Origin of the sequence: Brevundimonas sp. PWP3-1b1, from assembly GCF_049896065.1 — a bacterium.
GTDB classification, from domain to species: Bacteria; Pseudomonadota; Alphaproteobacteria; order Caulobacterales; family Caulobacteraceae; genus Brevundimonas; species Brevundimonas intermedia_B.
In genome coordinates, this window is the sequence record NZ_JAFCTO010000001.1 from 1,119,462 (window position 1) to 1,143,906 (window position 24,445).

Sequence of the window (24,445 nt, forward strand, 5' to 3'; positions counted from 1 at the left end):
GTCGCGTGCTGAAGGTCACGACGGCGTCAGATCGTCGGGCCTGTTCGCTCAGGAGACGCCCTTGCCCCTTTCCGCCACGCCCGGACTCCATCCGGCGCCGACCGCCCACGCCGGCCTCGTCGCCTGGGTCGAGCAGATCGCCGCCCTGACCAAGCCTGCACAAGTCCACTGGTGCGACGGGTCGGAAAGTGAAAAGGCGGCCATCACCGCCGATCTGCTGGCCAAGGGCACGCTGAAGGCGCTGGATCAGGACAAGCGGCCGGGCTGTTATTACGCCGCGTCCGATCCGCGTGACGTGGCGCGGGTCGAGAGCCGGACCTTCATCTGCTCGGACGACGAGGCCGATGCCGGTCCCACCAACAACTGGGCCGATCCGATCGAAATGCGCGAGCGTCTGGACGGGCTGTTCGACGGCTGCATGGCGGGGCGGACGATGTATGTCGTGCCCTTCTGCATGGGGCCGCTGGGATCGGCCATCAGCGCGCTGGGTGTGGAGATCACCGACAGCGGCTATGTCGCCCTGTCGATGGGGGTGATGACCCGCATGGGCAAGTCGGCGCTGGACCAGTTGGGAGATACGGGTGTGTTCGTGCCCGCCGTCCATACGTTGGGGGCGCCGTTGGCCGACGGTCAGGCGGACGTGCCGTGGCCCTGCAATGACGACAAGTGGATCGTGCATTTCCCCGAGACGCGGGAGATCTGGTCGTATGGCTCGGGCTATGGCGGCAACGCCCTGCTGGGCAAGAAATGCTACGCCCTGCGCATCGCCTCGATCATGGCCCGCGACGAGGGGTGGCTGGCCGAACATATGCTGATCCTGAAGCTGACCGATCCGAAGGGGCGCGCGAAATATGTGGCCGCCGCCTTCCCGAGCGCCTGCGGCAAGACCAACCTGGCCATGTTGCAACCCAGCCTGCCGGGCTGGAAGGCCGAGACCATCGGCGACGACATCGCCTGGATGCGGTTCGGCGAAAACGGCCGGCTGTATGCCGTGAACCCCGAGGCCGGCTTCTTCGGCGTCGCGCCCGGCACCAGCCGCAACACCAACCACAATGCGCTGGAGACCCTGGCGACCAACACCATCTTCACCAACACCGCCCTGACGCAGGACGGCGATGTATGGTGGGAGGGGCTGACTAAGGAGGCTCCGCAGGGCCTGACGAACTGGAAGGGCCAGCCGCACGATCCCGCGTCCGGTGAACCGGCGGCGCATCCCAACGCCCGCTTCGCCGCCCCGGCCAGCCAGTGCCCGGCCATCGCGCCGGAATGGGAAGATCCCAGGGGTGTGCCGATCGACGCCATCCTGTTCGGCGGGCGTCGCGCAAGCGCCGTGCCTTTGGTGACCGAGGCGTTCGATTGGGAACATAGCGTCTTCATGGGCTCGACCGTGGCGTCCGAAGGCACGGCGGCGGCCGAGAACAAGGTCGGGGAACTGCGCCGCGATCCCTTCGCCATGCTGCCCTTCTGCGGCTACAACATGGGCGACTATTTCGCCCACTGGCTGAAGATGGGGCAGGGGCGCGACACGTCGAAACTGCCGCGCATCTTCTTCGTCAACTGGTTCAGGAAGGATCAGGACGGGCGGTTCGTTTGGCCCGGATTTGGCGACAACGTTCGTGTTTTGAAATGGATCAGCGAGCGGATTGATGGCGAGGCCGAAGCGGTGGAGACGGCGGTGGGGCGGGTGCCGTCCGTTGCAGCCCTGGACCTGTCGGGTCTGGATCTAACGCCGGCGCAACTGTCGATCCTGCTGGATGTCGATGCGGGCGTTTGGGCCGAGGAAGCGGCGCTGATCCCGGACTTCTATCGCCAGTTCGGCGACCGTCTGCCCACCGCCCTGTGGGACCAGCACGCGGCCCTGGTCGCGCGCCTGGACGATGCGGGCGCCGCCTCGATGGCGGCGGAATAGGCTGAAGCCATCTTGCAATAGGGGCGTCGCGGGTCGATCAAACGACCCGTGATGTCTTCCCCTCCCATCGTGATCGTCGGCGCCGGGGTGCTTGGCCTTTGCACCGCGTTCCAACTGCATCGGCGCGGCCGGGCTGTGATGGTGGTCGATCCGGGGGAGGTGAACGCCTCCCTGGTCGCGGCGGGGATGATCGCGCCCGCGATGGAATCGGCTATCGACGACGTGTCGCCCGATCATGCCCGGCTGTTCCGGGCGGGGCGCGACCTGTGGCCCGAATTCGCGGCGGCGGCGGGGATCGCTCTGGCGCATCGACCGGCCGAGTGGCGGGGCGGCGACGTGGACGGGATGGCGGCGCGACTGCATGCGCTGGGCTTCGACGCGTGGCGCGAGGGCGACTGCGTCACGACCGACGAAGATTATCAGGTCGATCCTGCACAGGCGCTGGCGGCGCTGAGGCAGGCGGTGGCCAAGGCCGTCATTAGGGGGCGGGTGACGGGTATCGTCCGCGCCGACCACGGCTGGCGCGTCTCTGTCGGCGACACGGTGTTGGACGCCGAGGCGGTGGTGCTAGCGACCGGGGCGGGCGAAGCTGTCGCGGGTCTGCCCAAAGCCGCGCGGGTTCTGATCGAGGCCATCCAGCCGATCCGGGGACAGATCGGCGTCGCGGCCCGAGATCTGGTGGGTCATGTCGTGCGCGGGCCGGGGGCCTATATCGCGCCGATGGCCTCGGGTGCTGTGATCGGCGCGACGATGGAGCCGGGGCGGCGGGACACCGCGCCGGATGCCGAGACATCAAAACGCCTGATGGAGGCGGCCTGGCGCGTGCTGGATCGGATACCCGAACCGCTGGACATCGACTGGCGGGCGGGAGTGCGTGGGGCGACAGCCGATGGCTTGCCGCTGGCGGGCGCAGCGCCGGGCGGGCAGGGGTTGTTCATGGCCTTGGCGCCGCGTCGGAACGGCTGGCTGCTGGGGCCGCTGGTGGGTGCAGTTGTCGCCGATGCGATCGAGGGGCAGGCGGCCTTGATGGATGCCCGCGCCCTCGATCCTGGTCGGTTCTAGCCCGCCATCGCGAAGCGCACGGTGAAGTTGACCGTAGCCCCGTCGACGGGGCGGCCGTCGACTGTGCGCGGGTTCATGCGGAAGTCGCGCGTCAGGCTCTGAGCCGCACGGCCGAAGCCCTGGCCGTTCGGCGTCTCGCCCACGACACGGCAGCCGGTCAGGCCGCCATCCACGCGAACCATGCAACTGAGGCTGGCGGAACCGGGTGTGCCGTTCTCAGCCGCGCGGGTGGGGTAGGCGCGCGCCATCTGCGCCGGCGACGGGCGGCTGGCCCAGGTCGGGTTGTTGATCACCGACGGTGCGCGCGGCGGGGTCTCGACCGTGGCCGTGCCGCCTTCGACGCCGGTGGGCGCCGTGCTGACGATCACCTGTCCGGGCGGGGCCGTGTTGGTCGGGTTCTCGGGCGGGGTCAGCGCGAGCGTCGGCACATCGGCGGGCACGGTCAGCGCCGGCTTGTGGATTGGCGTGGGCGGGGCCGCCGTGACCGTAGGCGGGAGCGGCTTGGGCTTGGGCGGGGTCTGGAAGAAGACATCGATGGGCTTGTCGGGCTCGGCGGGTTGCGTCATCCCGCTCAACTCGAACCGCTGATTATAAAGCGCCACCCCCGCCGCGACGTGCAGGACGACCGAGACGCCGATGGCGCCCAGCATCCAGCGCGGCATGGGTTTCTTGCGTTCCCCGAAGTCGATGGGGCTGATCAAGCCGGGGCCGCCGGCGGCACGGATCATCATAACTTCACTCCCTCGTTCACCGCCCCCGCAGCGCCCGTAACTGCAAGTTGAGCGCGCAGGTTGTGGCGGCTTTGCGGCGGAGGTTTCGGGGTTCGACCAATGTCGATCCGTTAACGGCGGCGTTAAGAATTAAGGGTTGGTTAACTACGTTCGCCGACCATCCGCACATGGGCATCGGAGCGATTCCATCGACAGGCGGGGTAGAGGCGGCCATTCGGCGCGCGTCGAACGCCGTGGGCGTGGACTACGACTTTCTGATCAAGACGGCGCGTCGCGAAAGCGCGATGAACCCGTCCGCAAAGGCGCCGACCTCTTCGGCGGCCGGTCTGTTCCAGTTCATCGAACAGACGTGGCTGGGCACGGTCAAGCAACACGGCGCCCAGCACGGCTATGGCCAGTACGCCGACCTGATCCACCGGGGCAGCGACGGGCGTTGGCGGGTCGAGGGTTCGGCGCGAAATGTGGTGCTGGACCTGAGGTTCGATCCGCATGCCGCCTCGACGATGGCGGCCGAACTGACGGCCTCGAATGCGGCCTATCTGCGGGGGCGCACGGGCAAGGAGCCGGGGGCCGGCGATCTGTACGCCGCCCACTTCCTGGGTCCGGCGGGGGCGGCGGGCCTGATGCAGGCGATGGATCGCAATCCCGGCGCCAGCGCCGTGGCCATGTTCCCCGAGGCCGCGCGGGCCAACCGCAGCATCTTCTACCGCAGCGGCCGCCCCGCCACCGTCGCCGAGGTTCACGCGAATCTGCAACGCACGGCAGGCGAGGGCGCCCCGGCGGCCGGCACGGGCGAAACCAAATATTCTGTCCCTAATCTGAGCGACAAGGATCAGATGCTGGCGGCGCGGATGGATCGGCTGAAGCAGGATCAGGGGCTGCTGGCCCTGCTGCTTGGTCAGGACGGATCGTCCAGCAGCGGCTTCGGCGGCGCTTTCTCGCCAAATGGCAAACAATCCACCTGAGTCGTTGCATTGCAACCGATGGTAAACCAGCCGTTAAGCATGGCAGTCTCATTCTGGGATCCACGCCCGATTCCATGACGAGCCGTCTATGACCGCCTTCCGCGCACGCCTCACAGAAGTGGACATTCGACGCCTCATCAAGGCGACGGACGACGATGAACGGGCCGAGGCGGCGCACAAGCTGTGCCGCAACATGGAACGCGCCGACCTGGACGAGGACGACAGGGCCGCGGCGCAGAAAATCCTGCACTTGCTGGCCAATGACGCCGCCGAACTGGTGCGCCGCGCCATGGCCGTCACCCTTAAGGCGTCGGACCTGATTCCCCACGATGTGGCACGCAAGCTGGCCGGCGATCTGGACAGCATCGCCCTGCCGATCATCGCCGCGTCTCCGGCCTTCAGCGACGAGGATCTGATCGAGATCGTGCGCGCTGGGTCGGTGGTGCGTCAGGTCGCGGTGGCGGGGCGGTCGCGGGTCTCACGCGATGTCGCGACCGTGCTGGCCGAGGAAGGCTGCGAACAGGCGGTTCGCACCGTGGCGGCCAACGACAACGCCGACCTGTCGGAAGCCGCGCTGGCGGCCGTGGTCGATCGCTTCGCCGAGGCGCCAGAGGTGCTGACGGCCGTGGCCTACCGCCAAGTTTTGCCGATGAGTGTGACCGAGCGCCTGATTCAGCTGGCCAGCGACGCGGTGCGCGAGCATCTGATCAGCCGCCACGCCGTCGCGCCGGAAACCGCCATCCGTCTGGCCCAATATGCGCGCGAGAGAACGACCGTCGATCTGGTCGATCAGGCCGCCGTCAGTGCGGATCTGGCCGCCTTCATGACCCATCTGAACGCGCGTCGCGTCCTTAACGCCTCGCTGCTTTTGCGCGGCCTGGCGCGCGGTCAGATGGCGATGTTCGAACATGGCCTGGCCGAACTGGCCAACACGCCCCATCACCGGGCCTGGCTGATGGTGCATGATGCGGGACCGCTGGGACTGAAGGCCATCTATGATCGGGCAGGCCTGCCGCCGCGCCTGTTCCAGGCCTTCCGCGCCGGGGTCGATACCTGGAGGACGCTGGCGTCCGAGGGGATCGACACGTCCAGCGCCTATTTCCGCGAGCAGATGCTGGAACGGTTCCTGACCCAGCGGCCGAACGTGCTGCGCGACGACCTGGCCTATTTGATGGAACGGCTGGATCAGTCGCCGTCTCCGGCGCTGTCCGCCGCCAACGCCGCATAAAAAAGGCCCGCCATTCGGCGGGCCTTTCGCATCATGGCTGAGGGGGACGTTTCAGCCTGCGAGATGGTCTGCGACGCGCGCTTCCAGGGTTTCGGCCAGGGCGCGGCCGGTGGGGTGTTCGTCCGTCTTGATCTGGTCGCGGACCACGGCGCGGATGGCGTCGATGTGGGCGTCCAGTACGACGACCGGCGCGGTCATGCGGCGGTCGGCGTCGTCCAGCATCTTGCACAGCGAACCTGCGATGCGCGTCACCAGCGGATACTCATAGGTCGTTCCCAGACCCTTCAGGTCGTGAGCGCGGAAATACAGGGCCTCGGCGGTGGTCGGATTGTAGCCTTGTTCGCGGATGTCGGCCTGGGCCTTGTCCAGCTTGACGATTTCGTCGTTCAGCCACTGGCCGAACTGGGCCGACATGGCCTTCAGCGCCTCTTCGGCCCTGGCGATGGCGTCGGCATTGATGCCGAAACCGCCGCCGACCTTCATGCGCAGGGCGTTCGTCGGGGGGGTGATCTGCGCCGGATTGCTCATGGCGGGCTCCATTGGACTTTGAAGGCAAGGTACGGGATCGGGCTTAAGAACCCGTGACCGGATCAGTTGGCGAACTGTTCGGCCATCACGCGTTCGTCGAACGAGCGTCCGGCGTCGAACAACATGGTCAGGCTGAGGTCGCGCCGTTCGCGCACCTCGACGCGGGCGACGCGCCTGACTTCGAAGTTGTCGGCGGTGGCCGAGACGGGGCGTTTGTCGGCCTCCAGAACCTCGAACCGCACCTTGGCGCCATGCGACAACAGGGCGCCGCGCCAGCGCCGGGGCCGAAACGCGCTGATCGGCGTCAGGGCCAGGATGCGGGCGTCCAGCGGAATGATCGGGCCGTGCGCCGATAGGTTATAGGCGGTCGATCCCGCCGGCGTCGCCACCAGGCAGCCGTCACAGGACAGTTCTTCCAGCCGCACCCGCTCATCGACCGTGATCCGCAGCTTTGCGGTCTGGCGCGTCTGGCGCAGCAGCGAGACCTCGTTGATGGCCAGGCCGGTATGGACCTCGCCGCTTTCGGTCCAGGCGTCCATCTGCAGCGGGTGGATGACGGTGCGTTCGGCGGCGGCGATTCGCTCCAGCAGGCCTTCTTCCTCGTAGTCGTTCATCAGGAAACCGACCGAGCCGCGGTTCATGCCATAGACCGGCGTGCGCTGGCGCAGGTTGGCGTGCAGCGTCTCCAGCATCTGACCGTCGCCGCCCAGCGCCACGATCACGTCGGCCTCCTGCTCGGATACCGCGCCATAGCGCGCGATCAGGGCCTTTCGCGCCGCCTGGGCCTCTGGGCGGTCGCTGGCGACGAAGGCTAGCCCCGGCGAGCCTGGAATGGGGGAGGAGGGAGTGGGCTGGGTCACGGCGGGACGTGAGCCGAGCTTGACGGCGAAGTCAAACGATCGCGGGCCTTTCCATCATCTGACGGAAGGCGCGCGAGGCGGAATGGGCGTTCATCGGCGTCGCCGTCCAGCCGCCGTCCGCAGGCAAGCCGCCCGACAGTTTGCGCACCTCGACCAGCAGGGAGGCGAAGACGGCCTTGTCCACGCCCACGGCGATACAGGCCAGATAGAGGGGTTCGGCGGTCGGGGCGCGCACGGCGTGATGCACCTGTGAGTCGCTGAAACCGCCCAAGGCCGCGAGCGCCTGTTCGAACAGTTCGAACCGCTGTTCCCGCAGGGCGCGGACGAGCAGGCCGGGACGCAGCTGGCCGGCGGCCTGAAGCTTGTCCACCAGCCGACGTTCCATGTCGGAGCGTTCGCGATCTTCGGCCAGCCGGCTGGTCGGCGCCGTGCGCCATTCCGGGCTGCCCACGGCCTTGGCGGCGGCCTGCTGGACGGCGGCGTTCAGCTGGGCGTCGTCGATGCGGAACCGTTCGCCGATCGACTGGCGCAAGGCCTGGCCGACCCATTGATACAGCTGCTGGGCCAGTTGTTCGTTCAGTCGGGGATGCCGCGTCAGCGGCGCGCGCAGGCCGGCGATGCGGCGAGAATGGTCAACCAGCTTGCGCATGGCGTCTTCGCTGATGTCCGCCGAACGGTTCGACGCCAAGGCGGTCATGGTTACGGCCTCGCCCCGGTCGATGATCGTGTCCGCCACGGGCCGTGACAGCTGGGGCCGGCGCGCCACGGCGATCTGATGCTCCAGCGTCGCCTCGATCAGCAGCCGGATCAGGTCGGTGTCCTTCAACAGGGGGCTGGAGGTGATGACCGGCCGGGCGATCTCGATCTCGTCCAGCGCCAGCATGTTGATCAGGGCGGGCGGCGCCCAGTCGACGCCGGCGATTCGCTCGGACAAGGCCAAACGAATGTCCCGCTCGGCCTGGGCGGCGAGGGTCAGGAAGATGTCGCTGAGCAGCGGGCCGACCTCGGCCGGCGGGCGCGTCGCCTCACAAAGGGATGTGACCTTCAGCAGCAGCCGCTGGCGATCCTCCGCCGAGCGGCTTTGCGCCAGGGTCAGAAGTTGGGAAACGGTCCGGTCGTCCCAGGTGTCGCGGGGCGGCTCCAATTGAACGACAGACACAGCGGCTCCCCGAACCGACGACGATGCTTAACCATAAGGTGCGGTCGTGAAGACGGCGTTAAGCAAAGCTAACGACTGCCTGATGACGCAGCGTCAACATCGGTCATGGCGGGTTGACGGCGCACGCGGGCAGGGCGACGGTTTCTCAAAGCCCGTTCAGAGGCAGGAGGAAACCATGGCGGACGGAACGAGTCCCTCGATCAAATCGCGCGTGTCCGAGGCCGAATGGCAGGTCCGCGTCGAGCTGGCGGCCCTGTATCGGCTGGTCGCCTTGCACGGTTGGGACGACATGATCTTCACCCATATCTCGGCGCGTGTGCCGGGCCCCGAGCATCATTTCCTGATCAATCCCTACGGCTTCTATTTCGACGAGATCACGGCCTCGTCGCTGGTGAAGGTCGATCTGGAGGGGAACATCGTCCAGGACACGACCCACTTCATCAATCCGGCGGGCTTCACCATCCACTCCGCCGTCCACGCGGCGCGCGACGACGCCAGGTTCGTCATCCACCTGCACACGGTGAACGGCGTCGGCGTGGCGGCTCAGGCCGAAGGTTTGCTGCCGATCAGCCAGAACGCGTGTTTACTACAGCATCAGGTTGCGTATCATGGGTACGAGGGGTTGGCCCTGAACCATGACGAACGCGAACGTCTGGTGGCCGACCTGGGGGACAAACCGCTGATGCTGCTGCGCAACCACGGCACGCTGGCGGTCGGGGAAACGGCGGCTCAGGCATGGATCGGCATCTTCTTTCTGGAGAGGGCCTGCGCGCAGCAGGTGGCGGCCCTGTCGGGCGGGCGTCAGCACATCCTGCTGGCCCCCGACGAGGCGCAGGCGGAAACCAAGGAACAGGGGCGGGGCATCGGCTTCATCTCGGCCCTGGCCTGGCCGGGCGCCCTGCGCCAGCTGGATCGCAAGTCGCCGGGCTACGACGCCTAGGTCTTGCCGGGGCTGCGGCGGTGCTGGCGCTAGGTGCGCTGGCGCCCGCTCCGGCCTTCGCCGGCGCCTGGGTCCAGCCCAAGGGCAAGGGACAGGCGATCGTCAAATATGAGCGGCTGAGCGCCGATAGCGGCTTCGACGCCTCGGGCGAGGAGCGCGACCTGCCGGGCGACCGGCGCGACGCAGCGTTGGGCGTGTTCGCCGAATATGGCGCATCGGACCGGCTGACCCTGCAGTTGAAGGCCGACTGGCAGGACGGTGAGGACGCCTTCGTCGATTACAACGGGCGCGGCCCCATCGAGATCGGCGGGACCTGGCAGGTCTGGCGCGACGACCGCAACGCCGTCAGCCTTTATGGCGGTTATGCTTGGGCCGGGGAGGGGCGCAACGCCGGCTATGCCCAGCCCGGCGTCGGCGAACACGACTGGGAGGCGAGGGTGTCTGTCGGCCGATCCCTGGGCGAAATGGGCGCGCGCTGGGGCATGGACGGATCGTTCGTCGAGCTTCAGGCCGCGCGGCGCTTGCGTGACGGCCTGCCGGACGAGACCCGCATCGACGCCACGGCGGGCGCCCGGATTGGTCGCGACTGGATGGTGCTGGGCCAGGCGTTCGGCGGAGCGGCGGACGGCGGGTCGCGCTGGCTATCGCTGGAAACCTCGGTGGTGCGCGATTTCGGGGGCTGGAGCGTGCAGGCCGGATGGAGACAAACCGTCGCAGGCCGAGAGGCCGCAATCGCCCGTGGGCCGGTTCTGGCGGTTTGGCGTCGTTTTTAGGGCAAGATTTCTGCGACGGAAAATGTGATCCGCCACGTTACTGATACGTAACATTGCGCGCACTTCATTACCCGGTAATGCATGCGGCGTCCCCTGACCGAGAGACCCCCGCGTGATCAAACGTCACTTCTTCCTCATCGCCGCAGCCGTTCTGCTGGGGCTGATGGTCATCGCCGCCATCGTCAAGATCACCACCGGAGACGGAAAGTCCGCCCAAGGGCCGGGCGCCGCAGGCGGCCGACGTGGCGGCCAAGAGGTGTCGCAGGCCGTCGTGGGCCAGCGTCAGTTCTCGGACCAGATCCGGGTGCTGGGCGTGGCGCGGGGCCAGCGGTCGGTCAACATCACCTCCTCGACCACCGAACTGATCACGCGCGTTCTGTTCGCCGACGGCCAGTTGGTGTCGGCCGGCACGCCGCTGGTCGAGCTTCAGGCGCGCGAGGAAGATGCCGCCATCATCGAGGCCCGCGCCACCGTCAATCAGGCCCAGCGTGAGTATGATCGCTACAAGGCCCTGGCCGACCGGGGCATCGCGCCCCAGGTGATGCTGGAACAAGCCGAGACGGGGCTGGAGACCGCCCGCGCCTCGCTGCAAGCAGCCCAGGCGCGACGCGGCGACCGCGTCATCCGCGCGCCTTTCGCCGGCCGCATGGGTCTGACGACGGTGACGGCGGGCACGCTGATCAATCCCGGCGCGGTGATCGCGACCCTGGACGACACCTCGACCATTCGCGTCGATTTCCCCCTGCCGGAGCGCTACCTGAACCTGCTGCAGCCCGGCGCCCAGCTGACGGCGACGGCGGACGCTTATGGCGACGAACCCTTCCAGGGCCGGATCGCCCTGATCGACACCCGCGTCAATGAGGCCACCCGCGCCGCCACAGCCCGCGCCGAGTTCGCCAACCCCGGTGGTCGCATCCGCCCCGGCATGCTGCTGCGGGTCGTGGTTCAACAGGGCCAGCGCCAGGCGGCGGCTGCCCCGGAATCCGCCGTACAATATGAGGGCGCCGGCGCCTTCGTCTATCGCATTGCGCCCGGCCAGAACGGATCGACCGCCCAACGGGTCGAGGTCGAGGCCGGCGCCGTCGAGAACGGCTTCGTCGAAATTCTGTCGGGCATCGAGCCCGGCGACCGCATCGTCGGCTCGGGCCTGAACCGCATCCAGCCAGGGGCGCCGGTCAGCGTCGCGGGCGCAGATCGCAAGTCGTCTGCCGACCGCAAGTCGGGCGCCTCCCAATGATGCTGTCCGACGTTTCGGTTCGGCGGCCCGTCTTCGCGGCCGTCGCCGCCATCGTGCTGTGCGTGATCGGCGCGGCGGCCTTCTTCTTCCTGCCGGTGCGCGAACTGCCGGACGTCGACCCGCCCATCGTCTCGGTCAACACCAGCTATGCGGGCGCCTCGGCCGAGGTGATCGAGAGCCGGATCACCGAGCCGGTGGAACAGCAGATCGCCGGCATCCAAGGCGTCGAGCGCATCAACTCGACCAGCCGCGACGGCCGTTCAAACGTGAACATCGAGTTCTCGCTGGATCGCAACATCGACGACGCCGCCAACGACGTGCGCGACCGCGTCAGCCGCGTGGTCGGCCGCCTGCCGGACCAGGCCGACCCGCCCGAGGTGGCCAAGGCCGATTCCGACAGCCAGCCGATCATCATCGTCTTCCTGCGCTCCACCAGCATGAACCGTCTTCAGCTGACCGACTACGCCGACCGGTATCTGGTCGACCGGATGGCGACCGTGCCCGGCGTGGCCCAGGTCAACATCTATGGCGAGCAGCGCTATTCGATGCGGGTCTGGCTGGATTCCGCCGCCTTGGCGGCGCGCGGGCTGACGGTCAACGACGTCGAGACGGCCCTGACCAATCAGAACGTCGAACTGCCCGCCGGTTCGCTGGAGTCCACGGACAAGGACTACACCGTCCGTGTGGCGCGCACCTACGCCCTGCCGGAAGACTTCCGGCAGTTGCCCATCGGCACCCGCGGTTCGGCCTCTGCTTCGGCGTCCGTCGCCACCGGGACGGGCAGCGGCTCGTCGGCCATCATCCAGGGCCAGCCCACCTACGTCACCCGTCTGGGCGACGTCGCGCGCGTCGAGGAGGCGCCGGAAGAGGATCGTCGCCTGTTCCGCGGCAACGGCATGGACCAGATCGGCCTGGCCGTGACCCGTCAGGCCCAGTCCAACGACCTGGCCATTTCCGACGGCGTCCATGCGATGATCGACGAAATCCGGCCGACCCTACCGCCGGGCGTGACCATCGAGATCGGGTCGGACAACTCCGTCTTCACCTCGCACGCCATCGACGAGGTCTGGATCACCATCGGCATCTCCATGGCCCTGGTGGCCCTGGTCAACTTCATCTTCCTGGGCAGTCTGCGGGCGGCGCTAATTCCGTCCATCGTAGCGCCCATCTGCCTGCTGGCGACCTTCATCGTTCTGGCGCCGCTGGGCTTCTCGCTGAACCTTCTGACCCTGCTGGCCCTGGTGCTGGCCATCGGCCTGGTGGTGGATGACGCCATCGTCGTGGTCGAGAACATCCAACGTCGTCTGGACCTGGGCGAGCCTCCCCTGGTCGCTGCGGAACGCGGCGCGCGTCAGGTCTTCTTCGCCGTCGTGGCCACGACCATCGTGCTGCTGTCGGTGTTCGCGCCCCTGCTGTTCTTGCCGGGCTATGTCGGGCGGCTTTTCGTCGAACTGGCGGCGGCCATCGCGGCCGCCGTGGCCTTCTCCGCCTTCCTGGCGCTCAGCCTGTCGCCGATGCTGGCGTCAAAGATTCTGAAGCCAGCGCACGGCGGCGGTTGGGTCGCGCGTCGTGTGGATTGGGGCATGGATCGGCTGAAGCGCTCCTATGCGCGATCGCTGGACATGATGTTGGGCCGACGGATTGCGGTGATCGGCGTCGGCGCCCTGATCCTGCTGGTGGCGGCGGGCGCGGGCGGCATCTTCCTGACCTTGCCCAACGAACTGGTGCCGGACGAGGATCGCGGCCGCGTGACGGTGCGCGTCGCCGGCCCCGAGGGCGCCGGTTTCGACTATACCCGGAAGATCATGCTGGGGCTGGAACCCCTGCTGGCCGAATACAAGGCGAACGGCGAGGCCGACAGCTATCTGGTCTCCGCGCCCGGCTTCGGCGGCGGCAGCTTCAACTCAGGCAACGCCGTTCTGACCCTGGCCGACTGGTCCATGCGCGACCGGACGGCGGCCGAGATCGCCCAGGAACTGAACGGCAAGCTGCGCGGCCAGACGGACGCCCAGGTCAACGCCTCGACTCCCGGCGCCTTCCAGCGCGGGGGGGGCAACTCCAACTCCATCGAGCTGATCGCGACGGGCACCGACTACCAGCAGATCTACAACTGGCTGCAACCCATGTTGGCGGCGGCCCAGGCCAATCCCGGCTTCTCGCGTCCGCGCCTGAACTATGAGCCGAACTCGCCGCGCCTGCTGGTCGATGTCGATCCGCAGAAGGCGGCGGCGCTGGGCGTGTCGTCCCAGTCCATCGGCCGCACGCTGGAGACCATGTTCGGATCGCGCACCGCCACCACCTACATCAAGGGCGGGCAGGAATACGATGTCATCCTGCAGACCGAGCGCGACAACCGGCGCGAGGTCGCGGACCTGGAGGCCCTGTATGTCGCGACCGGCGGCGGGCAGCTGGTGCCGCTGTCGGCCGTGGTCACGACCAAGACCAGCGGTGACACGCCGGACCGTCGCCGTCTGGATCGTCAGCGGTCGATCTCGCTGCAGGCCGACCTGAACCCCGGCACCACCATCGACGACGCCATCCAATTCCTCGGCGCCGAGGCGGCCAAACAGCCCCAGGGCGGTGTCGTCACCCAATGGGGCGGCGCGGCGCGCGACCAGCAGGAGGCGGGCGGAGCGGTGTTCGCGGCGTTCGGCCTAGCGCTGCTGCTGGTCTTCCTGGTGCTGGCGGCCCAGTTCGAGAGCTGGATCACGCCTGCGGTGATCATGCTGACGGTGCCGCTGGCGGCGGCGGGCGGTCTGTTCGGCCTGCTGATGGCGGGTTCCAGCCTGAACATCTACAGCCAGATCGGCCTGATCATCCTGATCGGCGTGGCGGCCAAGAACGGCATTCTGATCGTCGAGTTCGCCAACCAGCTGCGCGACCAGGGGCGGTCGATCCGCGAGGCGATCATCGAGTCGTCGTCCTTGCGTCTGCGGCCGATCATCATGACCTCGATCGCCACCGCCTTCGGCGCCTTGCCGCTGGTGCTGTGGCAGGGTGCGGGCGCGGGCAGCCGTCAGACGATCGGCGTGGTGATCTTCACCGGCGCCATGTTCGCCACCGTCCTGACCCTGTTCGTGGTGCCCGTCATCTATGGCGTCCTGGCCCGCTTCACCAAGTCGCCGGAATGGACCTCGCGCAAGATCGAGGAATGGGAAGCCCAGGAAATGCGCGAAGGCGGACCCAAGGAACTGCCCGAAGGCTGATGGCTCAGGAGGCGGGCGCCGGCTCCGGCTTGTAGCCCGTCTCCACCTTCAGGAAGGCGATGACGTCGCGGCGATCCGCAGCGTCGGGCAGGCCGGGGAAGGTCATCTTGTTGCCGGGCAGGAAGCTGCGCGGGTTTTCCAGCCAGTGATCCAGCTTCTCCGCATCCCAGATGAAGTCTGCAGTGCGCATGGCGTTGGAATAGTTGTAGCGCGGCCGCTCCCCCGCCTTTCGCCCGAACACGCCGTACAGGTTCGGGCCCGCCATGTCTGGGCCGCCTTCGCCGACGGTGTGGCAGGCGCGGCAGCGCGCGAAGGCGCGGCGGCCGTTCTCCAGATCGCCAGCATTGTAAGGGGCGGGCAGGGAGGCCAGCAGCGTCGCCTTCTCCGTTTCCGTCAGGACATGAACGGGCTTGGCCGGGGCCGTCGACGACGGCTCGTCCTGACCACAGGCGGCCAAGGCGAGGATGGGGGCGAGAAGAAGCGGGGCGGCGAGGGTGAAACGGGTCATGGCGGCTCCTGTTCAGCCTGTGATAGCGCAATGCGTCGGCGCGGCAATTGGTCAAGCTGTCCTGCTGGACGCGGGGGCCTCGCACCTGATAATCAGTGTCAAAGAAACGCGGAGCCGCTGGGGAGCGGCCTCGCCCGTGCGAGCGTAAAATTGACTGATACCATCAAGCTGAGCCAGGCCCGACGCGGCGATCGCGGCGTCATCGTCCAGGTGGGCGCCCATTGTCACCATCAGGGAGAAGCGGTCGAGCTGGAACGCCGCCTGCTCGAACTGGGCTTCGTCGAGGGCGCGCAGATCGAACTACTGCACGAAGGCCTGTTCGGTCAGGACCCCATCGCCATGAAGGTGGACGACATGCGCGTGGCCCTGCGCCGCCATGAAGCCGAGAGCTTGACGATAAAGCTGGACGCCGCCCAGTCTGAGGCCAACTGATGGACAACGCCCTGAAGACCGCTCGCGTCGCCCTGGTCGGCAATCCAAACAGCGGCAAGACGGCCCTGTTCAACGCCCTGACCGGCGCGCACCAGAAGGTCGCCAACTACGCCGGTGTCACGGTGGAGCGCAAGGAAGGCCTGATCCGCGCCGCCTCGGGCCGGACCATGTCGGTGCTAGACCTGCCCGGTACCTATTCCCTGCGCGCCCGCAGCCCGGACGAGGAGGTCACGCGCGACGCCGTGTTGGGGCGTCTGGCCGGAGAGACGCCGCCGGACGTGGTGGTCTGCGTCGCCGACGCCACCAACCTGCGCCTGGTCCTGCGTCTGATCCTGGAGCTGAAGGCTGTCGGCCGGCCCATGGTTCTGGCGCTGAACATGTACGACATCGCCCAGCGTCAGGGGCTGCGGATCGATCTGGAGAAGCTGGGCGCCGAACTGGGCGTGCCGATCATCACCACGGTCGCCACGCGCAAGCGCGGCATCGACGATCTGATCGTCGCCATCGAAGACCGGGCCGCCGTCGCCGCCGTTTCGGAAAGCCAGTGGCACAGCCCCGATGCCGCCGAGCTGCGCACCGCCGCCCGTGAAGCCGAGCGGATCATGAAGGCCTGCGTGCGCCCGCCCGAGCGGCCCGACACCCTGACCGGCAAGATCGATTCGATCCTGCTGCATCCGGTCGCCGGCCTGGTCATCCTGTTCACCCTGCTGTTCGTCATGTTCCAGGCCGTATTCAGCTGGGCCGCGCCCCTGATGGACGGCATCGAGGCCGGCATCGGCTGGCTGGGCGGTCTGGTCGCTGCGGTCATTCCAGACGGCCTGCTGCAAAGCCTGATCGTGGACGGGATCATTTCCGGCGTCGGCAGCGTGTTGGTCTTCCTGCCGCAGATCCTGATCCTGTTCATGTTCATCATCGCCCTGGAAGACTTCGGCTACATGGCCCGCGCGGCCTTCCTGATGGACAAGATCATGGGCGGGGCGGGGCTGCACGGCCGGGCCTTCATTCCTCTGTTGTCCAGCTTCGCCTGCGCCATTCCCGGCGTGATGGCGGCGCGGGTGATCGATTCGAAGCGCGACCGCCTGACCACTATCATGGTCGCGCCGTTGATGACCTGCTCGGCGCGGATCCCGGTCTATACGCTGATCATCGCCGCCTTCATTCCCAATGAGACGGTCTGGGGCTTCGCCAATCTGCAGGGACTGGTGATGTTCGGCCTCTACGCCGCCGGCATCGTCAGCGCGCTTCTGGTGTCGCTGGTGATCCGCAAGGTGTTCTGGCGCGGCGCGGTCGAGCCCTTCATGATGGAGCTGCCGACCTACAAGGCACCGGACCTGAAGAGCGTGGGCTTCAACCTGTGGCTCCGGGCCAAGATCTTCCTGAACCGCGCAGGTCGGATCATCCTGCCGGCCGTGATCATCCTGTGGGTGCTGGCGACCTTCCCCTATCCGCCCGAGAACGCGACCCTACCGGCCATCGACTATTCGTTCGCCGGCATGCTGGGTCGGGCGCTGGAGCCGATCTTCGCGCCAATCGGCTTCAACTGGCAGATGGTGATCGCCCTGATCCCCGGCATGGCGGCGCGCGAGGTCGCCGTGGCGGCTTTGGCCACCACCTACGCGATCGCCGACACCGACAACGCCACCGGTCTCCTGGCTTCGACCCTGTCGGCGCAATGGTCGCTGGCGACAGCTCTGTCCTTCCTGGCCTGGTACATTTTCGCGCCCCAGTGCGTGGCGACACTGGGCGTGGTCAAGCGCGAGACCAACTCGTGGAAATGGACCTGGATCATGATCGGCTACATGTTCGGTCTGGCCTATCTGGCGTCGCTGGTGACCTATCATGTGGCGGTGGCGCTCGGGGGCGGGTAAGCCACAGGCGTTCGCCGCCGTCTGGACGTCTTGATGCACCCTGTGATCGCCGCCGCCGTCATGGGCGGGCTGGGCCTGATTTTCGGCAGTTTCATCGCCGCCGTCAGCGTGCGCCTGCCGCGTGACGAGGATATCGTCGTCTCCCGCTCGCGATGCCGGGGCTGTGACCAGCCCTTGCGCGCTTGGGAGCTGGCCCCGCTGTTCAGCTGGCTGGCCCTGCGAGGCCGTTGCGCGCGGTGTTCGACCCGCATTTCCCAGCGCTACCCCCTGATCGAGCTGGCCGCTGCCGCCATCGGCGTCTGGGCGGGCCTCAGCGGGGCCTCGTGGCTGATGGCGGGGGCGACGGCCGTTCTGGGCTGGCAACTGCTGCTGATCGCCATCATCGACGGCGAGAACTTCTGGCTGCCCGACATACTGACCTGGCCTTTGGTCGCGACGGGCTTGGCGGCGGCGGCGATGATCGGCTGGGATATTGCCTTGTCGCATCTGATCGGGGCCGTGGTCGGGTTCGGCGGACTATGGATGGTCGGCTGGCTCTACAAGGTGATCCGCAAGCGCGACGGCCTCGGCGGGGGCGACCCCTTCCTGTTCGCCGGGGCAGGGGCCTGGGTCGGCTGGATCGGTCTGCCCAGCGTGCTGCTGTGGGCATGCGCCGTCGGGCTCAGTCTCGTGTTCGGAATGCTGGTGGTGCGTCGCACGGTCAGCGGAAGCGAAAAGCTGCCCTTCGGCGTCTTCCTGGCCGTGGGGATATGGCTGACCTGGCTATACGGGCCGTTGGGGCTTTAACGCCCTGTCGTCAGCTTGACGATGATGATCGCCGCTGTGTCCAGAATGGCCTCTGGCGTGTCGGCCCGCCGCAACAGATCGAAGCTGGCCGCCGTCGATTCCGCGATGGAGGCGATCTGGTACGAGGCCAGGCGCGGATTGTAATCCTTGGGGTGCAGGCCGCTGGCGTGGGCCTGGGCCACGCGGCGTTCAATGGCCAGATGAAGACGGCGCAGGCGGCGCACTCGGCTCTCGACGAAGGCCACGTCGCCGTTGTCCGCCAGCATGTGCTCGACCCGCAGCACCTGACCGTGGTTTCGCCAGATCGCCATCACGTCCAGGATGAAGGCTCGGGCGATTGCAGAGGCCTTGTCGCCCGGCCAGTCGGCCTGGAAATGCGTCGCCAGACCCTGGAAATCTTTCGCCGCGACTTCGCACAGCGCCAGAACAGGCTCTTCGACCGTCTTGAAATAGGTGTAGAAATTCGATGGCGACACACCCGCCGCCAAGGCCAGATCGGCGACGCGGATTTCACCGTAGTGCCGCTCGTTCAACAGGCGTTGGGTCGCGTCGAGGATCGCCTGGCGGGTTCTCCCGCCGCGCGCACCGATCTTGTGGCCCAGCTTGTTGGTTGTGTCGGCCATGTCCCCGATGGTCGCATAGAGATGGTGCCGGCTGCAGGAATCGAACCCGCGACATCCAGTTTACAAAACTGGCGCTCTACCAACTGAGCTAAGCCGGCCCGCGTGTGCGGTGTCCGGCCCTTATGTCCAGCCTCGCGCCGGGACGCAAGACGGCCTTGCGCCCCGGAGGGACAAATCGCCCATCAGCGCCACGGAACGGGCGGCGTGTAGGCGGCGACGAAGCTTTCCCAGGCCTCGCGGGTCTTGAAGTCCAGCCCGCCGTCCCAGGCCGATCCCATATAGTAGGTGAAGGGCTGGCCCGGCGTGACGCGCAGCAGGATCAGATAGTTGTCCGCGTCCTGGGCGAAGCCCTCGACCATGGCGGGATCGACTAGGATGGCGATGCCAATCCCGCCGTGCTCGGGGTTCTCCGGTTCCCAGAAGGTCAGTCGGCCATTGGCGGCGTCGCGAGTGACGAAGCCCGAGCCGTTGTCATTGGTGCGCCGGGTGATGCCGATGCCGACGATCAGGGGCTCGGTGCTGTCCGAGTTCAGCGTCGAGGTCATGCGGGTGAAGTTCGACCCCATCGGCAGAGAGAAGTCGCGCGTCTCCCACACCCGGCGGTTCACGTCGACGGGCCAAGGGGCGTAATCGACGCTGAAGCGCGCCTCGTCTTCGCCTGTTTCTTCAATGCGATAGGTCTTGAAGTTGCGGCTGGTCCACAGCTTGTTGTCCTGCCAAACGCCCAGGCCGCCGGCGCCGCGACCGCGCCCGACATCGTAGTAGTCGAGGCCCTCGCCCCGGTCGGTGTGATAGTTCGGGAACTTCAGCTGGCGGTCCATGAAGGGGTAGCGGACGCGCTTGGCCCAGACGTCGATGCCCGATCCCGACGGCGGCTCGCGGCCTTCCAGCGCGGGGCCGTAGATGCGGTGGGCGACGCGGTCGTTCTCCCACAGCAGGTCGTCGAGTCGATCCGGCGCGAAACGAGCGACCGCGCGGGGTCGCTGCTCTTCGGCCGTCGGCGGCGTCAGCCGCTCGATGGTCGAGGGCCGGTTCAATCCTGCGGGATCGTAGGACAGGGCGGCGGTGGCGCGCATTTCCTCGGCGCGGCGACGCAGTTCCTCCTCGCCGACGACAGTGACGGGGGCGGGAGGCGTGGGCGTCGTTGCGGCGATGACCTCGGGCGTGTCGCGCTCAGGCTCGGCCTGGGGCAGGGACTGGGGCGGGCCGTTCAGGTCCGCGATCTCCAGACCCGCCAGCACATAGGCGCCGGTGGCGTAGAGGCCGGTCTCTTCCGGCCGGGTGTGCACCGGCATGTCGCCGGTCTTCTGGGCCGCACCGATCAGGCCGCTGGGCAGGACATGGCGGTTCAGCGCCGCCCAACCCTTGGTCACGGCGGGCAGATAGGTCTCGCGATCCAGCAGGCCGTGGTTGATGCCCCACGCCAGGCCATAGACATAGAAGCCCGACCCCGAGGTCTCGGCTTCGGGATAGACTTCTGGCGCCAACAGGCTGGCGCGCCACAGGCCGTCGTCCTGCTGCAGTTCCAGGATCCGGCTCGACAGTTTCTGGAATAGATCGACGTAGTAGGCCCGGTTCGAATGGTCAGCCGGCAGGCTCTCCAGCCACCGCGCCAGACCCGCCATGGTCCAGGCGTTGGCCCGCGACCAGTAGATGGGCGCGCCGTTCGCCTCGGTGCGATCCTTGAACCGTTCGTCGCGCAGGAACAGCCGCTGCTCGGGAACCCACAGATGCTCGGCCGTGCGCCGCCATTCCCGGTCCGCCGCCGTCAAATATTTGGGATCGCCGGTCAGGGCCGTCATGCGCGCCAGCACCGGCGGGGCCATGAACAGGGCGTCGGCCCACCACCAGACTAGAGCCGGGGTATCGACCGATCGATTCAGGTGCGGGACCTGCCAGTCCAGCCGCTGGCGCAGAGGCATCAGCACGCCTTCCTGCCGGCGTCGTGCGTAGAGTTCCTCGTACAGGTCGCCTATGGCGATATCGTCGGCGTTCAGCATGGTCGGCCCGGACCGGGCGCCGCGCACGCTATAGTTATAATGTTCGGCCACGGCTGTCAGGAACCGCAGGGTCTCGGGATCGTCCGACACCCGCGCCAGCCGCGCCGCCCCGACATAGAAGGTCGCGGCGACCCAGTTGGACGACATCTGCGTCAGGTTGCTGCCGGTGGACAGGGCCAACGGCTCGCCCGCCATGGCCGCGATCTGGGACGCCGTTACATATTCGGCGGCCGCCAGGGCTTCGGCGTGCGACGGCAGGACGTTGGGATCGAAATCAAGCGCCGGCCTCGCCGTGGGTTCCATCCAGGCCGCCTCGACGCCGGGGGGCAGGGTGGTCTGCGCCGCCGCCGGGCCGGCCAGCAGGGTTGTCGCCATCAAAACGGCCGTCAGGCCGGCAAACGAACGGTACGCCATACATCCTCCGAAACGCCGACAGGCGACGCCTTCCATTATTTGCTTTCTCGTACCATAAGATGGGCATTGCTTCTCGCCAAGGTAACCGGTGTCTTTTCTGATGCGACATTGTATCTGGTGAGATCAGACTCGCGAGGCGATCCAACGCCTCCGTATTGAGGACCAGTGAAGGACGCCATGGCTCATCCGCTCAAGCTCAATCCCGACCGCCTGTTTCCGGTTGACGCCGACACCCGCACGGTCGCGCGTCGCCTCTATGCCGAAATCAAGGGCCTGCCGATCATCAGCCCGCACGGCCACACGGACCCCAGCTGGTTCGCCGGCAATGAGAACTTCGCCAACCCGGCCGAACTGCTGATCACGCCCGACCACTATGTCTTCCGCATGCTGCATTCGCAGGGGATGGCGATGGAGGATCTGGGGGTTCCCCGCGCCGACGGCGGTCCGGTCGAGACCGACCCGCGTGTGATTTGGCGCCGCTTCGCCGAGAACTATCACCTGTTCCGCGGCACGCCGTCGCGCATGTGGCACGACTGGGTCTACGCCGAGGCCTTCGGCATCGACGTGCGCCTGTCGGCCGAGACGGCTGACCACTACTACGACATCATCGACGCCGCGCTGAAGACCGACGCCTTCCGCCCGCGCGCCCTGTTCGACCGCTACAATATCGAGGTCCTGACCACGACCGAGAGCCCGCTCGACACGCTGGAGCACCACAAGGCCATTGCGGCCTCGGGCTGGAAGGGGCGGGTCCTGACCGCCTATCGCCCCGACCCGGTGCTGGACCCCGATTACGAAGGCTTCCGCGACAATCTGAAGGCGCTGGCCGAACAGACCGGCCGCGATACGATGAGCTGGGACGGCTATCTGCAGGCCCTGCGTGACCGTCGCGCCTTCTTCATCGCGATGGGCGCCACCTCGACCGACCACGGCCATCCGACCGCCTTCACCGCCGACCTGTCGAAGTCTGAAGCCGAGGCCCTGTACCGCCGCGTCTCGACCGCGCCTGCGACGCCTGCCGACGCCGAACTGTTCCGGGGGCAGATGCTGACGGAGATGGCGGCCATGTCGGTCGAGGACGGGCTGGTGATGCAGCTCCACCCCGGATCGTTCCGCAACCACTCGGCCACCGTCTTCAACCGCTTCGGCCGCGACAAGGGCTGCGATATCCCGACCCAGACGGATTACGTCCGGGCGCTGAAGCCGCTGCTGGACCGGTTCGGTTCGGACACACGCCTGTCGCTGATCCTCTTCACCCTGGACGAGACTTCCTACAGCCGCGAACTGGCGCCGCTGGCCGGCCACTATCCGGCGCTGAAACTGGGCCCCAGCTGGTGGTTCCACGACAGCCCCGAGGGCATGCGTCGCTTCCGCGAACAGGTCACTGAGACGGCGGGCTTCTACAACACCGTCGGCTTCAACGACGACACGCGGGCCTTCCTGTCGATCCCGGCCCGTCACGACGTGGCGCGGCGTATGGATTGCGGCTTCCTGGCCAAGCTGGTGGTCGAACACCGGATGGAGGAGGACGAGGCCCATGAGCTGGCCCACGCCCTGACCTATGGTCTGGTCAAGGCGGCCTACAAGCTGTGACCCGTCTGAACCAAGCGGCTCTTTCAAGCCTGCCCGCCGATGTCGCCGTTCCCGGATACGACCGCACCCAGGTCAAGACCGGCGTCGTCCATCTGGGCATCGGCGCCTTTCACCGCGCCCACCAGGCGGTGGTGTTCGATGATGCGATCAAGAGCGGCGACCTGCGCTGGGGCGTGCTGGGCGCCTCGCTGCGCTCGCCCGGCGTGCGCGACCAGTTGAACCCGCAGGACGGGCTCTACACCCTGGTCGTGCGCGACGGGGCGAACGAGCATCTGCGCGTCATCGGCGCGGAGCGCGGCGTTCTGGTCGGGCCGGAAGACCCCGCCGCCCTGGTCGCGGCCATGGCCGACGCCGATGTCCACATCGTCACCCTGACGGTGACCGAGAAGGGCTATCGCCTCGACCCGGCGACCGGCGACCTGCTGCTGGACGATCCGGACGTCGCCGCTGACCTTGCCGATATCGCCGCGCCCCGCACCGCGCCAGGCTTCATCGTGGCGGCGCTGCGGGCGAGAAAGGCCGCAGAGCTGAAGCCCTTCACCGTCATCAGTTGCGACAATCTTCCGCATAACGGCAAACGGATCCGCGCCGGTGTCATCGCCATGGCTCGCCGGATCGACCCGTCGCTGGCCGACTGGATCGAGGCGGAGGGCGCCTTCCCCCAGACCATGATCGACCGGATCGTCCCGGCGACCATTCCCGACGACATCGCCCGCCTGACCGCCCGTCTCGGCGTCGAGGACCAGGGCATGGTCAAGGCCGAGCCCTTCACCCAGTGGGTGATTGAGGACCGGTTCGCCGGCGAGCGGCCGGATTTCGCGGCTCTGGGTGTGCAACTGACCGATGCGGTCGAACCGTGGGAGGACGCCAAGCTGCGGCTGCTGAACGGCGCCCATTCGGCCATCGCCTATCTCGGCGCCCTGTCGGGGCATGACCATGTCCACGAGGCCGTCGCCGTCCCCGCCTTCCGCGCCTATGTCGAGGCCCTGTGGGACGAGGCCGAGACAACGCTGAACCCGCCGCCAAGTCTGGACATCCCCGCCTATCGCGACGCGCTGATGGCTCGCTTTTCCAACGCAGCCCTTATGCACCGAACCCGCCAGATCGCCATGGACGGGTCGCAGAAACTGCCCCAGCGCCTGCTGGCCGGCGCCGCCGAACGTGTGGCGGCTGGGCAGGATATCGACGCCATGGCGCTCGGCGTCGCCGCCTGGATGAAATGGCAGTCGGGCGTGACCGAAAGCGGCGAGGCCGTCGTCGTCGATGATCCCTTGGCGTCGAAGACCGCCGAACTTCTGGCCGGGGCCGACAACGATCAGGCGCGGGTTTCGGCCCTGCTGAGCCTGTCCGCCGTCTTCCCGCCTGCGCTCGCCGCCGACGACCGGTTCGCGGCCGCCTATCTGTCGCTGAGCCAGAACGGCGCGGTGGAGGCCGCGAGACAGGTCGTGGGCTAGAATGATGGCTGAGCGCGCCATTTTCTTCCTTCTCCCCTCGGGGGAGAAGGTGGGCCCGAAGGGCTCGGATGAGGGGGCTCTGTCCGCCTCGCTGACGGCAAGAGCGGGCCTGCATCTGGCAGCCCCCTCATCCGTCTCTCTCCGCGAGCCACCTTCTCCCCCGAGGGGA

At 67.5% G+C, this 24,445-nt stretch carries 20 protein-coding genes and 1 tRNA gene; 13 read left to right on the forward strand and 8 right to left on the reverse strand.

All coding sequences use genetic code 11. The features are described from left to right. The first annotated feature begins 61 nt into the window (after positions 1 to 61). Both ACP69V_RS05465 and ACP69V_RS05470 read left to right on the forward strand, forming a co-directional pair. Positions 62 to 1,909, forward strand: coding sequence for a phosphoenolpyruvate carboxykinase (GTP) (locus tag ACP69V_RS05465; RefSeq protein WP_426022982.1), 1,848 nt, complete (start codon positions 62 to 64; stop codon positions 1,907 to 1,909). A gap of 51 nt (positions 1,910 to 1,960) precedes the next feature. After that, positions 1,961 to 2,971 (forward strand): NAD(P)/FAD-dependent oxidoreductase, encoded by a 1,011-nt coding sequence (locus tag ACP69V_RS05470; protein WP_426022983.1) that lies wholly within the window; start codon positions 1,961 to 1,963, stop codon positions 2,969 to 2,971. On the opposite strand, the gene ACP69V_RS05475 is transcribed toward ACP69V_RS05470, so the two are convergent. Further along, complete coding sequence (locus tag ACP69V_RS05475; RefSeq protein ID WP_426022984.1) at positions 2,968 to 3,702, reverse strand: TonB family protein; 735 nt, start codon at positions 3,700 to 3,702, stop codon at positions 2,968 to 2,970. The genes ACP69V_RS05470 and ACP69V_RS05475 overlap by 4 nt on opposite strands. Before the next feature lie 167 nt (positions 3,703 to 3,869). Here ACP69V_RS05475 and ACP69V_RS05480 point away from each other — a divergent pair, with 167 nt between their 5' ends. Continuing rightward, the gene (locus ACP69V_RS05480) at positions 3,870 to 4,667 is read left to right on the forward strand and encodes a transglycosylase SLT domain-containing protein (RefSeq protein ID WP_426017424.1); all 798 of its coding nucleotides are present in this window, start codon (positions 3,870 to 3,872) and stop codon (positions 4,665 to 4,667) included. An 88-nt stretch (positions 4,668 to 4,755) separates the two neighbouring features. Then, positions 4,756 to 5,895, forward strand: coding sequence for a DUF2336 domain-containing protein (locus tag ACP69V_RS05485; protein WP_426022985.1), 1,140 nt, complete (start codon positions 4,756 to 4,758; stop codon positions 5,893 to 5,895). 51 nt (positions 5,896 to 5,946) lie between these two features. Here the strand turns inward: ACP69V_RS05485 and ACP69V_RS05490 are convergent, their stop codons facing one another. From ACP69V_RS05490 to ACP69V_RS05500, 3 genes are all read right to left on the reverse strand, one after another. Beyond that, positions 5,947 to 6,423 (reverse strand): Hpt domain-containing protein, encoded by a 477-nt coding sequence (locus tag ACP69V_RS05490; RefSeq protein WP_167762575.1) that lies wholly within the window; start codon positions 6,421 to 6,423, stop codon positions 5,947 to 5,949. A 62-nt stretch (positions 6,424 to 6,485) separates the two neighbouring features. After that, positions 6,486 to 7,283: an NAD kinase gene (locus tag ACP69V_RS05495; protein ID WP_426022986.1), complete on the reverse strand. Its 798-nt coding sequence runs from the start codon at positions 7,281 to 7,283 to the stop codon at positions 6,486 to 6,488. A gap of 31 nt (positions 7,284 to 7,314) precedes the next feature. Next, positions 7,315 to 8,442 (reverse strand): DUF2336 domain-containing protein, encoded by a 1,128-nt coding sequence (locus tag ACP69V_RS05500; protein WP_426022987.1) that lies wholly within the window; start codon positions 8,440 to 8,442, stop codon positions 7,315 to 7,317. A 175-nt stretch (positions 8,443 to 8,617) separates the two neighbouring features. Between ACP69V_RS05500 and ACP69V_RS05505 the strand changes: the two genes are divergently transcribed. From ACP69V_RS05505 to ACP69V_RS05520, 4 genes are all read left to right on the forward strand, one after another. Beyond that, complete coding sequence (locus ACP69V_RS05505) at positions 8,618 to 9,382, forward strand: class II aldolase/adducin family protein (RefSeq protein WP_426022988.1); 765 nt, start codon at positions 8,618 to 8,620, stop codon at positions 9,380 to 9,382. Between the two features lie 20 nt (positions 9,383 to 9,402). Continuing rightward, complete coding sequence (locus tag ACP69V_RS05510) at positions 9,403 to 10,155, forward strand: hypothetical protein (RefSeq protein ID WP_426022989.1); 753 nt, start codon at positions 9,403 to 9,405, stop codon at positions 10,153 to 10,155. Positions 10,156 to 10,267: 112 nt separating this feature from the next. Beyond that, positions 10,268 to 11,392 carry an efflux RND transporter periplasmic adaptor subunit gene (locus tag ACP69V_RS05515; protein WP_426022990.1) on the forward strand — a complete coding sequence of 375 codons (1,125 nt, stop codon included), beginning with the start codon at positions 10,268 to 10,270 and terminating at the stop codon, positions 11,390 to 11,392. Then, positions 11,392 to 14,598: an efflux RND transporter permease subunit gene (locus ACP69V_RS05520; protein WP_426024037.1), complete on the forward strand. Its 3,207-nt coding sequence runs from the start codon at positions 11,392 to 11,394 to the stop codon at positions 14,596 to 14,598. The genes ACP69V_RS05515 and ACP69V_RS05520 overlap by 1 nt, the downstream gene beginning before the upstream one ends. Before the next feature lie 4 nt (positions 14,599 to 14,602). Here ACP69V_RS05520 and ACP69V_RS05525 read toward each other — a convergent pair whose 3' ends face one another. Next, positions 14,603 to 15,106, reverse strand: coding sequence for a c-type cytochrome (locus ACP69V_RS05525; protein WP_426022991.1), 504 nt, complete (start codon positions 15,104 to 15,106; stop codon positions 14,603 to 14,605). Positions 15,107 to 15,256: 150 nt separating this feature from the next. Between ACP69V_RS05525 and ACP69V_RS05530 the strand changes: the two genes are divergently transcribed. Genes ACP69V_RS05530 through ACP69V_RS05540 form a run of 3 tightly spaced genes read left to right on the forward strand, consistent with a single transcriptional unit; the run spans position 15,257 to position 18,192 of the window. Then, positions 15,257 to 15,538, forward strand: a complete 282-nt coding sequence (locus ACP69V_RS05530) for a FeoA family protein (protein WP_409718356.1) — start codon at positions 15,257 to 15,259, stop codon at positions 15,536 to 15,538. Beyond that, the gene (feoB, locus tag ACP69V_RS05535; RefSeq protein WP_426022992.1) at positions 15,538 to 17,406 is read left to right on the forward strand and encodes a ferrous iron transporter B; all 1,869 of its coding nucleotides are present in this window, start codon (positions 15,538 to 15,540) and stop codon (positions 17,404 to 17,406) included. Before ACP69V_RS05530 ends, feoB begins: the two co-directional genes overlap by 1 nt. A 33-nt stretch (positions 17,407 to 17,439) precedes the next feature. Beyond that, on the forward strand, positions 17,440 to 18,192 hold the full coding sequence (locus ACP69V_RS05540; protein ID WP_426022993.1) for a prepilin peptidase: 753 nt from the start codon (positions 17,440 to 17,442) through the stop codon (positions 18,190 to 18,192). Here the strand turns inward: ACP69V_RS05540 and ACP69V_RS05545 are convergent. The 3 genes from ACP69V_RS05545 to ACP69V_RS05555 form a co-directional block, all read right to left on the reverse strand. Beyond that, the gene (locus ACP69V_RS05545; protein ID WP_426022994.1) at positions 18,189 to 18,815 is read right to left on the reverse strand and encodes a TetR/AcrR family transcriptional regulator; all 627 of its coding nucleotides are present in this window, start codon (positions 18,813 to 18,815) and stop codon (positions 18,189 to 18,191) included. The genes ACP69V_RS05540 and ACP69V_RS05545 overlap by 4 nt on opposite strands. A gap of 22 nt (positions 18,816 to 18,837) precedes the next feature. Continuing rightward, positions 18,838 to 18,913 (reverse strand) — tRNA-Thr (locus tag ACP69V_RS05550). An 84-nt stretch (positions 18,914 to 18,997) separates the two neighbouring features. Next, on the reverse strand, positions 18,998 to 21,229 hold the full coding sequence (locus tag ACP69V_RS05555; protein WP_426022995.1) for a glycoside hydrolase family 88 protein: 2,232 nt from the start codon (positions 21,227 to 21,229) through the stop codon (positions 18,998 to 19,000). Positions 21,230 to 21,406: 177 nt separating this feature from the next. On the opposite strand from ACP69V_RS05555, the gene uxaC reads away from it, so the two are divergent. Next, complete coding sequence (gene uxaC / locus ACP69V_RS05560; protein WP_426022996.1) at positions 21,407 to 22,822, forward strand: glucuronate isomerase; 1,416 nt, start codon at positions 21,407 to 21,409, stop codon at positions 22,820 to 22,822. Beyond that, positions 22,819 to 24,276: a mannitol dehydrogenase family protein gene (locus ACP69V_RS05565; RefSeq protein WP_426022997.1), complete on the forward strand. Its 1,458-nt coding sequence runs from the start codon at positions 22,819 to 22,821 to the stop codon at positions 24,274 to 24,276. The genes uxaC and ACP69V_RS05565 overlap by 4 nt, the downstream gene beginning before the upstream one ends. Positions 24,277 to 24,445: the final 169 nt, after the last annotated feature.

Bases quoted from the DNA above. Each gene is read 5' to 3' on its own strand.
- ACP69V_RS05525 (WP_426022991.1), bottom strand. From the start codon at position 15,106: ATGACCCGTTTCACCCTCGCCGCCCCGCTTCTTCTCGCCCCCATCCTC.
- uxaC (WP_426022996.1), top strand. From the start codon at position 21,407: ATGGCTCATCCGCTCAAGCTCAATCCCGACCGCCTGTTTCCGGTTGAC.
- ACP69V_RS05485 (WP_426022985.1), top strand. From the start codon at position 4,756: ATGACCGCCTTCCGCGCACGCCTCACAGAAGTGGACATTCGACGCCTC.
- ACP69V_RS05470 (WP_426022983.1), top strand. From the start codon at position 1,961: ATGTCTTCCCCTCCCATCGTGATCGTCGGCGCCGGGGTGCTTGGCCTT.
- feoB (WP_426022992.1), top strand. From the start codon at position 15,538: ATGGACAACGCCCTGAAGACCGCTCGCGTCGCCCTGGTCGGCAATCCA.
- ACP69V_RS05540 (WP_426022993.1), top strand. From the start codon at position 17,440: ATGCACCCTGTGATCGCCGCCGCCGTCATGGGCGGGCTGGGCCTGATT.
- ACP69V_RS05480 (WP_426017424.1), top strand. From the start codon at position 3,870: ATGGGCATCGGAGCGATTCCATCGACAGGCGGGGTAGAGGCGGCCATT.
- ACP69V_RS05505 (WP_426022988.1), top strand. From the start codon at position 8,618: ATGGCGGACGGAACGAGTCCCTCGATCAAATCGCGCGTGTCCGAGGCC.
- ACP69V_RS05555 (WP_426022995.1), bottom strand. From the start codon at position 21,229: ATGGCGTACCGTTCGTTTGCCGGCCTGACGGCCGTTTTGATGGCGACA.
- ACP69V_RS05520 (WP_426024037.1), top strand. From the start codon at position 11,392: ATGCTGTCCGACGTTTCGGTTCGGCGGCCCGTCTTCGCGGCCGTCGCC.
- ACP69V_RS05475 (WP_426022984.1), bottom strand. From the start codon at position 3,702: ATGATGATCCGTGCCGCCGGCGGCCCCGGCTTGATCAGCCCCATCGAC.
- ACP69V_RS05490 (WP_167762575.1), bottom strand. From the start codon at position 6,423: ATGAGCAATCCGGCGCAGATCACCCCCCCGACGAACGCCCTGCGCATG.
- ACP69V_RS05545 (WP_426022994.1), bottom strand. From the start codon at position 18,815: ATGGCCGACACAACCAACAAGCTGGGCCACAAGATCGGTGCGCGCGGC.